Origin of the sequence: Dysgonomonas sp. Marseille-P4361, assembly GCF_900343125.1 — a bacterium.
Lineage (GTDB): Bacteria > Bacteroidota > Bacteroidia > Bacteroidales > Dysgonomonadaceae > Dysgonomonas.
In genome coordinates this window covers 275,553-289,426 of the sequence record NZ_OPYL01000001.1, presented here as the reverse complement: position 1 = coordinate 289,426, position 13,874 = coordinate 275,553, and the positions used below count along the sequence as shown (strand labels likewise).

The window sequence follows — 13,874 nt, the reverse complement described above, 5'->3', positions numbered from 1 at the left end:
TTAATCATTTATTCTAAATGGAAGTTTTCCGTTGTTTTCTATTGTTACGTGTTTGGAGTTTTCTACAAGTATAGCTTCTTCGCTTCCTGATATTTTGTTATTTGTGATCTCTACTCCATCTGTTCCCGAAATATAAATAGCACTAATGCCTTCGGCTTCTATTACATTGTTTCGGATAATGATGTTTTTATTTAGTTGGTCTGATTTCACTTTCACCCCATTAACCTCGGCGCTGATTGCACTCCCCTTTTGTCGACCATGCCCGTATCCGCAACCTATGATCCAATTGTTTTCTATCAGGACATTCTCTACTGGTCCGCTCTCTCTCCAACTAGCTTCTGCTCCAAGCTGTATGGCTGAACCACTGCTGCTTTGAATTACATTTCCTTGTATTTTCACATTCCTAGATTTGATCAGGTATGCTCTTGCCATATGGCTTCTTACCACATTGTTGACAATCTCTACAGCCGGACGTCTTGTAAGGTTGGTCATATAATATTCTTCGGGATTATATTTTAATGGTTTATCCAGAGTAACAAGAACTTCCCATTTTTCCTTAGATGTTTTAACTTCTTTGGTTATATAATATTCTACAGGTGTAAGTTTATCTCTAGATACTAAAGCAATGGTGTCGCCAATATCAGGATAGTCAAGAGATAGGGCATGCAGGTCGGCATTTTCTACGGTTACTCTTACAGTATTGCCCGATTCTTTATACACACTCCAATAGTAGTTATGTACATTTGTGCAGTCATCGCCTTGTCCTCCAAATTTGCATGCATCGAAAAGAATTTTTCCTTTGCAGCTGGTGAAATGAGTAGCATCCGTATTTGTAGACGTTACAGTACCCGGAGCCGGAACGACTTGAAGATTTCTCATTGTAATGTTTTCAGATCTATGTCCTACGATTCCCATTCCCGGATGAGAGTGGATTGTTACATTTTCGATGCTTATATTAGAAGATTCTTTGATGAGGATTCCTGCTCTGTTATGTGCCGAATGGCGTAATATACAAAGGTCGTTTACTTTAGGCTGAGTTTTTGTATGCAAGCGGATTGTCTCTCTGTCTATCAGTTCTTTCTTCTCTACTCTTCCTCCTGTATAGATTCGTTGTTTTTCTACATCATGAAAATGTACTCTACCAGTTATCTTGTCGGTAAGAAACGGGTATTTGAGTGTGTCTATTCTCATGTCGAAATAATCTGGGGTCGAATTTACTATTTTTCCGGTAGTGAAGGGAGGACGCTTGTGTATTAATGTCAATCCGTTTATAGTCACATTTTCAGCATTGGTAATAGAAACAGCTTCGTACCACCCTTCTTGAATAAGGGTAACTCCCTGAGCTTGAATAGTGATGTCTTTAAAGCTGTCAAAGTCAAGCGCAATTACATACTCTCCGTTAGGCTTAAAGAAATGTCCTTGCACATTTTCCCCATATTGCCCATTGATGGCTTTATATTCAAAATTAAGGGCTTGCTCGTTTTTGAAATTATAATCACCGGGTTCAATAACTAAAGTAGTTCCAGGATGTTTTCTGCATTCATCAAGAGCAGCTCTGAAGGCGTTAGAGTCATCAATGTCATCATTTGGGATTGCTCCGTATGAAGATAAATATATTGTTTTTATTGTAGATTCTCCTTTACTAAATCCAAAACTAAGAAGAGTGGATGTCAGTAAAAAAGTACATAAAAGATAGTTCCTAAAGGTATTCATTTGATGTGTTTTTAGTTTGGTTAACTCATGTTGTCATGAGCACCAATAATGGTACTTCAAAAGGTTTAATTAGTTGCAAATTACTACATCTCTTTGATTAAAAATACTTCTGTCAGAGTTAAAGTAGATGTAATAAGAGTATGTATGAGTTTAATATGCTGGTATACAGTGACAAATGTGTTTTGTTCTTAATTATTAAAGTAGTCAAATTAGTACCTTGTTTTACCGATATGTATTATATACCGATATGCATAATATCTTCTTCAAAGCTTTCTCTATTGATGGCTTTGTTTCGTATTCTTGTTCGATAGTTATATATCGTCTGTGGTGAATACCGTAAAAATAGAGCGATGCTGGAGCTATTGGATATTCCTAGTCTTATTAGCGCAAATATTCTTAGTTCAGCATTCAGCAATTCTCCGTCTTTCAAGACAATCTGTTCTTTTTCGTGCAATAGAGCATTTAAGTCTTTAATAAAATTAGGGTACAGATTAAGGAAAGACTTATCGAATATTTGGAAAAAATCGGATAAAACAGAATCTATTTTCTCTGAAGATTTAACTGTATTGATCAGGTCGTTTATCTGATTTGCGGCAATTTTATGGGCAACCATTTTTCTGTATCTATCCATCTGATCTATGTAAGAAGAACATAGGTCGGCAAAGATGCTGACATACTCCTCTTTTGTCTTATTTGCTTTGTGCAAATCGGCATTAAGCTCGGTTAATTGAGTATTCAGTTTTCGCAGTTCGTCTTGTTTACTGTTTAATACCTTCACTTGTCCATAGATGTATATAATGGTTGCAACAGTCAATAAAGCAAGAAGTGAAATGATAACTAAAGATATCTTTAATTTGCCATTTTCCGCATCTACCTTATCCTGAAAGGCAGATACAATAATAGGTAGCTTCTGCCCTATTTGCACAGCCCTTACTCGATTATTGTAAAATTGAGCGTCACTCATCGAAAACTGGATATATCTATGTGCTCTATCCAGATCCTCTGGGCTATATTGATATAGGTAAAAAGCTAATGATTGTAAGGCTAAGTTCTCTTTTAAGGCGCATTCTTGATCTGATATTGCTGACCTGATCAGAAATTCTTCATATTTATCTATATTCCCCTTTTTCATATAGATGGTGGATAAGTAGTAAGTAATAATAGCGTATATACGGGTATTTACCGCTGTTTTATTATACACTTCCAGTAAGGCCTCCTCTGCTTCATCTATTTCGTTTCTTTCCATTAAAATGTATCCTTTAAGATAGATTGATTCGATTGTATTGGGAGGTGTATGTATATAGGCCGAATCAGTATATAATTGTCCAGTCTTTAGATAGCTTGGAGCAAAAATAGAGTCATTTGCATAGGTGCTTGCTTTTCTGTAAACCCAGGATAGAGTCTCATAGTATTTGGAGAGCATATCTTCCGAAACATCAGCACGATTGATTGTTACGATTACATCCATCGCTTCCTTTATGAGCCCTGAGGTGGAAAGCAATTCGGCATAACATAGTTTATTATCTACCAGCAGAGCAGGACTGTTTAGAGAATCGGTAAGAATTTTATTCTTAAAAATATATTGAGAAGCGAGCTCTGCATTGTAATTTGCATATTCGTCATATATTTTTCTATTTATTCTGTATTGTTCAATCAAAGGCAAAGAATGAGAAAGCATGTTTTTGAGACTGTCTACTCTTTTTTCCTTCAGGTTCATATAGTATTCTCTATTCGAAAGCTTCGAATCCAGTTCTTTAAGCAAGAGTTCAGTATTATTTGCTTGAACTGCATTTGAACAGAAAAGGATAATAAATAAGGTAGTAATGTGCTTCATTTTCTCGTGCTTTTAATGTTAAATAAATCTACTTAAGAGATGACGACTAGCAGGTGTAAGTTATAGATATATAATTATTTATAATTTATTGTGTGTATTACAAGCTACTTTGATTGCCTCCCGATCGTTTATCGTATTATATAAGTTTTAACTTCGCAAAGAAAGGAAATAGTTTTCTTAAAAGCTAAAACTTGTAGAAAATACTGTCTACTTACTATGAAAACGGAAACGCGACTTTTTTATATGTACCTAAAATCACTGAATATATGAAACCTCTCTTTGCTATAAGACCAAAGACATTGAAAGTAAAAGCTCTTCTTCTTGCCTTCTTATCTATCTTTTTACTTCTAACAACACAATGTGTAAAGAAAGACGACTCCAAAATTTTTTATGAAGATTTTAGTTCCGATACTGAACAAATAGCTAAATGGAAAATAAACGAAGAGGAGTTTAAAGATAATTTTTCTTTGTTGACAGACGGAGGAGTTGATAACTCAGGTTGCTATAAAATAACCAATACAGAAAGAGGAGAATTGTATATTAGTCAGGTTGTCGAAAACTTAGAGCCGGGCACTCTCTATCGCATGAAGGCTAAGATAAAAACCGAAAATGTAGAGGAGGGTAGAGGGGCGATATTAACAGTCAATATGGAGAATTCGAACCAGATATGGAATGCTTCGAAGTTTATACATGGGACTAATGATTGGCAAGAGGTTTATATTGACTTTATAGCGAATGAAACAGGCAAAGCCGAGTTGTGCTGTAGATTGGGCTTTCATGGAGGAACAACTAATGGAGGTACAGCCAAAGGCACAGCATGGTTTGATGATGTAATATTGGAGAAAACTCCGGCAGATCAGATTCAGGTTTTCGAAGGTGAACATGTTCGTTTCATGGTAGATGTAGATAAAAAGAGTATTTCTGATGAAGAAATACAGTCTTGGGTTACCAAGCTGGATCTTATCTATAAATCGTATGAGAAATTAATTGGAGGAGTTCCTTACCAAGGCAAAAAGCTGGATATATTAACAACACCGGGAGTAGAGAAAGGCTATTGGGCACTAGCTGGAAATCCTATTCTTTGGAATAATAATGTGAAAATAGCAGAATCTCTTGAAAAATATAGAGACAATGATGATTGGTCTTTTGGCATTTTACATGAGATTGGACATGTTTTTTCAGTAGGAACTGCAATGGGATGTAATTATTGGAATTGGAATGATGAGATTTTTGCTAACTTTAGGATGTCATATGCTATAGAGGATTGTGGTGGTACTGTAAGCCAGCGAGATGTTCTATATAAAGGTCGTGATATAATTGATTATTACAAGATCTTTTACGATGAAACCTTAGGTCAGAAAATTGCGAAAAACAATGGAGATGCCCTGCATTATACATTCCTTCGTATAAAGGAAAAGTATGGATGGGAAGTTTATGAGAAAGCCTTTAAAAAGCTATATGACTGTAATAATATGCCCGAAAAAGAGTTAAAAACCTCATATGAAAAATTGCTCTATTTCTTAAGTCATGTGTCTGAAGCTGCCGGAGAAGATGTTGTTATTACATGTTATACGCCGGAGGAGATGAAATTGATAGAGCAATCATTAGCAGAAAAATAGTTTTGTTTTCTTAAATCTTATTGTATGAAAAAATTAATGTTATTGTTTGCCTGTTTGCTAGCTGTATCTTCAGTTTTTGCAAAGATCGAATTACCCCTACTTGTTGGAGACCATATGGTGTTGCAACGTAATACCGAAGTGAAGCTTTGGGGAAGTACCACACTGAAAAAAGATGTAACCATTACAACTTCATGGAACAATCAAACTTACAAGGCTAAGTCCGATAAGGATGGTAACTGGATTGCTACCGTTTCTACGGGCGATGCCGGAGGACCTTATACGATTACGATTAGTGACGGAGAAGAACTTGTCCTCAGAGATATTCTTTTAGGCGAGGTTTGGATCTGTTCTGGTCAGTCAAACATGGAGTTTCCTATGTGTGGCTTCATCAATCAACCTAATAAAGGAGGACTTGAAGCAATTCTTGAAGCACCGAAATACCCAAATATCAGAATGTTTACAGTGCAAAGAAATTCTGTAGATGAACCTCAGACTGACTGTAAAGGAGGAAAATGGCTGGTATCTAACTACGAATCGGTTAGTTCGTTCTCTGCTGTTGCATATTATTTCGGACGTGTGTTGAATCAAGCATTAGATATTCCTATCGGCCTTATTACTACCAATTGGGGAGGTTCTAAAATAGAAGCATGGATGTCCGAAGAGAGCATAAAGAATACAGCGGGTATCAGACAAGACTTAGCTTTTTCGGGCAAAGGAGATGAATCCAAGCCTGCACGTCTGTTCAATGGAATGGTTCTTCCTTTGATAAACTATACAGCTAAAGGATTTATCTGGTATCAGGGAGAATCTAACAGAGAAGCTTATTTTGATTACAAAGAATTACATAAATCGATGATTTCTCTATGGAGAAAATTGTGGGGTGATGAGAAAATGCCATTTTACATGGTACAACTTGCGCCTTTCAACTACGATGGTCCAAACTACCGCTCATTGGCATTGACGATTGAAGCTCAGACTCAGGTAGTATCTGAAGTACCATATACAGGTATCGCCGGCTCTACAGACATAGGACATCCCACAAATATACATCCTCCTTTCAAAGAAGAAGTAGGACAGAGATTGGCATTCTTGGCTTTGAGCAGAGATTATAATATATCTGGACTTCCTCTTGGATCACCTACCTATAAGAGCATGGAGAAAACAGAAAAAGGCATATTGCTTTCTTTCAATAATGTATCTACTTCGGGCGATGCTATGGAACCTAACAGCTTGGCAGGATTTACTGATACTGGGGTAATGGCTATTAAAGGTTTTGAAATAGCAGGAGAAGACCAAAAATTCTATCCGGCAAAAGCCAGATTTCTTTGGTGGAAAAACCAGATAGAAGTTTCGTCCGATCAGGTTTCTGATCCGGTTGCGGTTCGATATGCTTTTACAAACTTTTCGGAAGCTAATGTAGTAACAACATTTGGCATTCCATTATTACCATTCAGAACAGATAATTGGGAGATTCCCCAAGAAGAAATATTTAAACCTAAATAGTAAATAATAGATTTAACCGTTCGAAAATGAAAAGATTAACATTCATCTCTTTCTTCCTTTTGTGCATTACAACAAACTTTATATTTGCTCAAAAAAACTACTCGCTGAAATCACCTGATGGTCAGATTGAAGTCAAAGTAGAAGTTGATAAAGAGAAAATACAGTATGCAGTATCTCACGAAGGAAGTGAAATGATTGCTAATTCTCCTATTGCCCTGCTGTTTCAGGGAGGAGGTGGATTTGGTATAAATCCTAAAATAGCAAAAGCTAAAACGAAATCGGTAGATGAAAAAATAACTACGGCTATTTATAAGAAAAAAGAAATTGAGAATCGTTATAACGAACTAACAATACAATTCAAAGGAGGTTATGATGTGATTTTCAGAGCTTATGAAGATGGTGTGGCCTATCGTTTCGTATATACACAAAATAAGCCTTTAGTTATTCAGGATGAGATTGCTAAATTTAATCTTCCTTCCGATCAGAAGGTATATATTTCATACTCCAAAGCCAGAAGAAAGGATGGATCTATTGAGTCTCAATTTTACAGTGCTTTCCAAAACACATACACGCATTTGAATGTTTCGGAATGGGATAACAAGCGAATATCTTATGCACCTGTTGTGGTTGAGGCTAATAATGGGAAAAAACTTTGCATTACAGAAGCCGATTTGATGGACTATCCTGGAATGTATCTGTGGAATTCGGATAATTCCCTTTCTATAAAAGGCGTTTTTGCAACTTATCCCAAAGCAGAGAAAATTGCCGTAAGGGGTCTTTCGGGTGAAGTTACAGAAAGAGAATCTTTTATTGCAAAGGTTGATGGACCTACAGAGTTTCCTTGGCGAACAGTCATTATTGCTGAAGAAGATCATGAATTAGCAAATAGCGACATAGTGTACAAGCTGGCTTCGGCATCAAAAGTAGATGATACGTCTTGGATAAAACCAGGGAAGGTAGCTTGGGACTGGTGGAATAACTGGAATCTGTATGGAGTTGACTTCGAAACGGGGATCAATAATGAAACATATAAATACTATATCGATTTCGCTTCCAAAAACGGGATTGAATATGTCATTTTAGACGAAGGTTGGTCTGTTCCTAATATTGCTGATCTGTATCAGGTTGTTCCTGAAATAGACTTGGATGGTTTAATTGCTTATGCTAAAGAACGCAATGTAGGGATCATTTTATGGGCTGGATATTATGGATTTAATAAAGATATTGAAGGGATTTGTAAGCACTACTCGGCAAAAGGAGTCAAAGGGTTTAAGCTTGACTTTATGGATCGGGACGATCAAAAAATGGTGAAGTTTCATAGAGATGCTGCTGCTATAGCTGCAAAATATAATCTATTGGTCAATTTTCATGGAAGCTATAAACCTACCGGTTTGCAGCGAACTTACCCTAATGTCTTGAATTTTGAAGGAGTGCATGGACTCGAGGAAATGAAATGGGCAGTGGATACTACCGATCAGGTGGTATATGATGTAACTATACCATTCATCAGAATGGTGGCAGGACCTTTAGATTATACGCAAGGAGCGATGCGTAACGCGATAAAGAAGAACTATAAGCCCATATATACCGAACCGATGAGTCAGGGTACACGATGCCGACAATTGGCTCTTTATGTGATATTAGAGTCTCCTCTAAATATGCTTTGCGACAGTCCTAGCAACTATGAGAAAGAGCAAGAGTGTACCGATTTTATCACATCTATTCCTACTGTTTGGGATGAGACGGTTGCGCTGAACGGAAAAATAGGCGAATATATCTCTATTGCCCGCCGCAGTGGCGATGTGTGGTATGTGGCTTCGCTTACCGACTGGAATAGCAGAGAACTGAATCTTGATTTGTCGTTTTTGTCTGACGGGGAATATGAGGTAGAAATATTCGAGGATGGGGTAAATGCAGATAAGGTAGCTTCTGATTATAAAAAAACATCTCTAAAATTAAGCTCTTCGAAGAAATTGTCAGCTAAGATGACTAAAGGAGGAGGGTATATCGCTAAACTAACGAGAACTAAATAACTAAAATAGGATGAAAAAAATAATATTTGTACTGATTACCTTATGTTGTATGTTATTTAATACTTCTTGCGAACAAATAGTAAAGGAAGTAAATATGGCAGACTACATAGAGGCAGACTCTCTCAAGTCGTCAACCTTTGATGCAACTTTGGCTATCAGGGATGCTTTAGAATATTGTAAGAAAAATAAGGTCAGCAAGCTTGTCTTTCCTAAAGCTACCTATCGAGTTACACCTTCTTATGCATCCGAAAAATATGTATTTGTGAGTAATAATGATGCCGGGTTAAAAGCTTTCCTTTTCGATCTTACGGGTGTCGATGGTCTCGAAATAGAAGGAAATGATTCTGAATTCATATTAGAGGGTTTTGTTTGTCCATTCTTACTTGATAATTCTAAGTCGGTTACAATACGCAATCTTAAGATTGACTATAAGCGACCATTCCACTCGGAAGGGGTTATTGTTGGCAGCGGAAAAGGTTATGTAGACCTTACCTTTAGTGACGAGTTTCCTTATGAAGTAAGAAGTGAAGCTCTACGTTTCAAGGACGCCAACGGAACAGTTTATCCTTATGGCAGTTTGCTTGAATTTAATACAGAAAAGAGAGAAACAGAATTTAAGGCTTTCGACCGCTGGTTGTGGAAAGGAGCTTTGCAAGCTGAAAAATTAAGCGATGATGTAGTCAGAGTATATGAGGAAGGTGTAGTAGGGCGCAATGGCAATATCATCGTATTTGGTGCGGCCAACAGATTGATTCCTGCGTTTACCATATCAGATTCAGAGAATGTACTTCTTGAAAATATTAATATCTACCATTGTGGAGGAATGGGCGTTATTGCACAACGAACAAAAGACATTGAACTGAATAAGGTGTTTGTTTCTCCTCGTCCTGATGGAGGTCGCATGATTAGTGCTACAGCTGATGCTACTCATTTTGTGAACTGCTCGGGATACTTAAGAATGATTGATTGTTTATTCGAAAATCAAAAAGACGATGCTACAAATATACATGGTATCTATGCTGTGATTGACAAAATCGTTTCACCTACCGAGATTATTGTAAGATTGAAACATCGTCAGCAACATGGATTCGATTTTATAAAGAAAGGAATGACTTTAGAGTTCGAAGACTCTAGGAGCTTAATCTCTATGGGTACACGTACAGTTGCTGATGTGAGACGTCTTAATAAGGAAACAACGCTTGTTACATTTACTGAGGCAATACCTGCCGAAGCCAAATTAAAAGACCCTGTAGCTAATGTAGATTTCTTTCCTGAAGTTCTGATTCAAGGATGTACTATTCAAAATAACAGAGCCAGAGGATTATTGTTAGGGTCGAGAGGTAAAATAGTAATTGATAAGAACTATTTCCACACTCCGGGTTCTGCAATCCTATTCGAAGGTGATGGCTATTACTGGTACGAACAATCGGGGGTACGTGATGTGACAATCACTAATAATGTCTTTGATAACTGTAATTTTGGAAATGACACATGGGGTATTGGCTGTATCGGAGTAGGTACACGTATAGATAAAGACAGAGAAACAAGTCGTTATCATAGAAATATTAAGGTCGAAAATAATACATTCAAAATCTTTGATCCTTGTATTGCATACTTATACTGTGTTGACGGATTCACTTTTAAAAATAATAAAGTAGAAATGTCAGATAAGTATGAATATGTTAGAGACGAAACGAGGCGGTTTGCAATAACAACAAGCGATAATATAACAATCGAAGAATAGTTCTTTAAAGTTAATAGTTTGATTAGAAGTGGTGAAGCCCAAGTCGTTCTTTTATGACTTGGGTTTTACTTAATAAAAAGCTCAGACTATAACCATAGTCTGAGCTTTTTAGATATATTAGTAGGGGAAATTATCCCATGTATCCTCTGACAATTCCTCGTGGAGAATTCTTAACAAAATCAACAATGATTTTCATCTCTGGAGTTTCTTCAAAATCTTTCTCAATTTTATTCATTGCATCAGAAACATTAAATCCTGATTGATAAATAGTCCTGTATATTTCTTGGATCTCATTGATTTTCTCATTTGAGAAAGCATGTCTTCTTAGCCCAATAAGGTTTACCCCTGAATAGCAAACCGGCTCGCGTCCTGCAATAATATATGGAGGGATATCTTTGCCCAAGCGGGTTCCTCCTTGTATCATTACATGTGCTCCGATTCGGGTAAATTGGTGAACTAAAGTTCCTCCACTCAAAATAGCGTGGTGATCTACTTCTACTTCTCCAGCCAGTTGTGTTGCATTTCCTAAGATAACAAAGTCGTTTACTTCGCAATCGTGCGCTACGTGGCTATATGCCATTAACAAACAGTTGTTACCTACTGTGGTATGACCTTTAGATGCAGTACCCCTATTTATAGTGACGCATTCTCTTATAGTGGTATTATCTCCTACGATTGCAAGAGTTTCCTCTCCTTTAAATTTCAGGTCTTGAGGGATTCCGGCTACTACAGCTCCGGGAAAAACACGACAGTTTTTGCCCATACGAGATCCGGATCTTATATTCGCTCCAGACATTATATGACAACCATCGCCTATCTCAACATTTCTGTCAATAAAAGCAAAAGCTTCAACAATAACATTTTCTCCTAATTTAGCTTCAGGATGAATGAATGCTTGGTTAGATATATTTGACATATATAATAAAACTGATAGTTTATTTATTCTTAATGATTTGAGCCGTAAACTCTGCTTCAGATACTAATTTATCTCCGATGAAAGCATAGCCTTTCATGATTGCTATACCTCTTCGTATTTCAGAAATTAAGTTTAGTCTGAACACCAGAGTATCACCAGGGACTACTTTATTTCTAAACTTGACATTGTCTATTTTTAGAAAATAAGTAGAATACTTTTCAGGTTCTTCTATTTGAGATAAAACAAGTAAACCTCCCACCTGAGCCATGGCTTCTACCTGAAGAACTCCGGGCATTACAGGTTCTTGCGGGAAATGCCCTTGGAAGAATGGTTCGTTAGTTGTTATATTTTTAATACCGACAATATACTTTTCTCCAATTTCAATAACCTTATCAACCATAAGGAATGGATATCTGTGAGGTAGTAATTCCTTGATACGATTGATGTCGAATACAGGTTCTTGGTTTGGGTTGTAGATAGGAGGCTGCACTTCGTTTAATTTTAATTGCTTACGAATTAAACGTGCCAGTTTGTTGTTTATTTTATGTCCAGGGCGTGTTGCAATGATACGTCCTTTGATTGGCTTGCCTATCAAAGCCATATCTCCGATGATATCAAGAAGCTTATGTCTTGCCGGTTCGTTAGGGTAATAAATTTGCTTATTGTTTAAATATCCTAACTCAGATGCATCCTTGTGTGGAACTCCAAGCAAGTCAGCTAAGCTGTCAAGATCTTCCTGAGATATTTGACGCTCGTATATTACAATCGCATTATCCAGGTCACCTCCTTTTATAAGTCCTGCATCTCTAAGCTTCTGTATTTCACGAACAAAAACAAACGTTCTTGAGTTTGCAATTTCGGTTTCGAAATCATCAAGATGTTCTAGTGTTGCCGATTGATTTGGGATGTATTTTGATTCAAACTCAATAAAAGAATTGATACAAAAACGATCGTCTGGTAATAATGTCAATTTCGATCCGGTTTCTTCGTCTACTACCTCCATTTTGTGGCGTACGATGAAATAGTCTCTTTCTTCCGTCTGTTCTTGTAATCCTACTCTTCTTATTTCATTTACGTATTGAATAGAACTACCGTCTAGAATAGGGAATTCAGGAGCATTTACTTCAATCAAACAATTGTCTACTCTCAATGCATAAAGAGCGGCCATTGCATGTTCGATTGTACTAATGAAAACATTATCTTTGATTAGTACTGTTCCTCGTTGGGTGTTTCCTACATTTTCAGCGATTGCATCGATGACAGGTTGCCCTTCAAGGTCTATTCTTTTTATTTTGTATCCGAAATTATCTGGTGCTGGATTGAATGTGATAGTGATAGGTAGTCCTGTATGTAAACCTTTTCCGTTTAGCGTGAAACTGCCTTTAAGCGTATGTTGTTTGCTCATTTCTATGCTTTACTATTTATTTTGGTTCGATTTGAGTTCCTCAATTTCTTTTTGTAATTGAGCTAATTGACGATATATTTCAGGTAGTTTTGGAAATACAACACTTGATCTGAAGAAATCTTTTACAGGAATCGCTGGTGATCCTAAAATTTTAGCATCAGGTTTTATATTACTAATGATGCCCGATTGTGCTCCAATATTGACATTATCTCCAATTGAAATATGTCCGCCCAATCCTACTTGACCTCCAATCATACACTGTTTCCCTACTTTTGTAGAACCCGATATCCCTACTTGGGCAGCCATCACAGTGTTTTCTCCAATTTCAACATTATGAGCAACCTGTATAAGATTATCTAGTTTAACCCCTTTACGGACAATTGTTGCATCCATAACAGCTCTGTCAATAGTTGTGTTAGCTCCTATTTCAACATCATCTTCTACAATAACAATACCCAACTGAGGTATTTTTTTATAGGTACCATCGTCTTGAGGAGCAAAACCAAAGCCATCGCTTCCGATTACAGTTCCCGCATGTATGATACAGTTGCTACCTAGTTTACAGCCGGAATAAATTTTTACTCCAGGATATATAGTTGTATTAGTTCCAATTTCAACATTTTCGCCAATATATACTTGTGGATATATTTTCGAATTATCTCCAATTTTCACATTATCAGCAATGTAGGCGAAGGACCCGATATAAACATTCTCCCCCAGTTTAGCACTTGATGCAATGTGAGACATTTGTTCTATTCCACTTTTCTGAGGTTTCGACTTTTCTACGAGATCTAACAAAATAGCCAAAGCTGCATACGCATTAAAACAACGAATTAAAGTAGCCTTTATAGGATGCTCTGCTTTAAAATCGTTATTCACTAGCACAATACTCGCTTCTGTAGTATATATGTAATGTGTATATTTCGGATTTGCTAGAAATGTTAAAGTGCCTGGCTTTCCTTCTTCTATCTTGGAAAAATTATTTACTACGACAGAAGAGTCGCCTTCTATCGTCCCGTTTAATACTGTAGCAATTTGCTCTGCAGTGAAGGATATATGCATAAAAATATTCAAAAAATATTTGGCTTTCCTTTTCAGGAATGCGAA

Annotated in this window: 9 protein-coding genes; 4 read left to right on the top strand and 5 right to left on the bottom strand. The window is 36.8% G+C overall.

Annotated elements, in window-relative coordinates:
* Positions 1 to 1,713, bottom strand: coding sequence for a right-handed parallel beta-helix repeat-containing protein (locus DHU68_RS01210; RefSeq protein ID WP_108821146.1), 1,713 nt, complete (start codon positions 1,711 to 1,713; stop codon positions 1 to 3).
* A 235-nt stretch (positions 1,714 to 1,948) separates the two neighbouring features.
* The gene (locus DHU68_RS01205) at positions 1,949 to 3,547 is read right to left on the bottom strand and encodes a DUF6377 domain-containing protein (protein WP_108821145.1); all 1,599 of its coding nucleotides are present in this window, start codon (positions 3,545 to 3,547) and stop codon (positions 1,949 to 1,951) included.
* Between the two features lie 266 nt (positions 3,548 to 3,813).
* Between DHU68_RS01205 and DHU68_RS01200 the strand changes: the two genes are divergently transcribed.
* From DHU68_RS01200 to DHU68_RS01185, 4 genes are read left to right on the top strand one after another with little or no spacing between them, the layout of a single operon-like run.
* Positions 3,814 to 5,166 carry a M60 family metallopeptidase gene (locus DHU68_RS01200; protein ID WP_108821144.1) on the top strand — a complete coding sequence of 451 codons (1,353 nt, stop codon included), beginning with the start codon at positions 3,814 to 3,816 and terminating at the stop codon, positions 5,164 to 5,166.
* 24 nt (positions 5,167 to 5,190) lie between these two features.
* Positions 5,191 to 6,669 carry a sialate O-acetylesterase gene (locus DHU68_RS01195; protein WP_108821143.1) on the top strand — a complete coding sequence of 493 codons (1,479 nt, stop codon included), beginning with the start codon at positions 5,191 to 5,193 and terminating at the stop codon, positions 6,667 to 6,669.
* A gap of 26 nt (positions 6,670 to 6,695) precedes the next feature.
* On the top strand, positions 6,696 to 8,702 hold the full coding sequence (locus tag DHU68_RS01190; protein ID WP_108821142.1) for a glycoside hydrolase family 97 protein: 2,007 nt from the start codon (positions 6,696 to 6,698) through the stop codon (positions 8,700 to 8,702).
* 10 nt (positions 8,703 to 8,712) lie between these two features.
* A complete protein-coding gene (locus DHU68_RS01185; RefSeq protein WP_108821141.1) occupies positions 8,713 to 10,446 on the top strand; it encodes a right-handed parallel beta-helix repeat-containing protein in 1,734 nt (577 codons plus the stop codon).
* A gap of 130 nt (positions 10,447 to 10,576) precedes the next feature.
* Here DHU68_RS01185 and lpxA read toward each other — a convergent pair whose 3' ends face one another.
* From lpxA to lpxD, 3 genes are read right to left on the bottom strand one after another with little or no spacing between them, the layout of a single operon-like run.
* Entirely contained in the window at positions 10,577 to 11,362 is a 786-nt protein-coding gene (gene lpxA / locus DHU68_RS01180) for an acyl-ACP--UDP-N-acetylglucosamine O-acyltransferase (protein ID WP_108821140.1), read from the bottom strand.
* 19 nt (positions 11,363 to 11,381) lie between these two features.
* The gene (locus tag DHU68_RS01175) at positions 11,382 to 12,767 is read right to left on the bottom strand and encodes a bifunctional UDP-3-O-[3-hydroxymyristoyl] N-acetylglucosamine deacetylase/3-hydroxyacyl-ACP dehydratase (protein ID WP_108821139.1); all 1,386 of its coding nucleotides are present in this window, start codon (positions 12,765 to 12,767) and stop codon (positions 11,382 to 11,384) included.
* Positions 12,768 to 12,779: 12 nt separating this feature from the next.
* Positions 12,780 to 13,823 (bottom strand): UDP-3-O-(3-hydroxymyristoyl)glucosamine N-acyltransferase, encoded by a 1,044-nt coding sequence (lpxD, locus tag DHU68_RS01170; protein ID WP_185117489.1) that lies wholly within the window; start codon positions 13,821 to 13,823, stop codon positions 12,780 to 12,782.
* Positions 13,824 to 13,874: the final 51 nt, after the last annotated feature.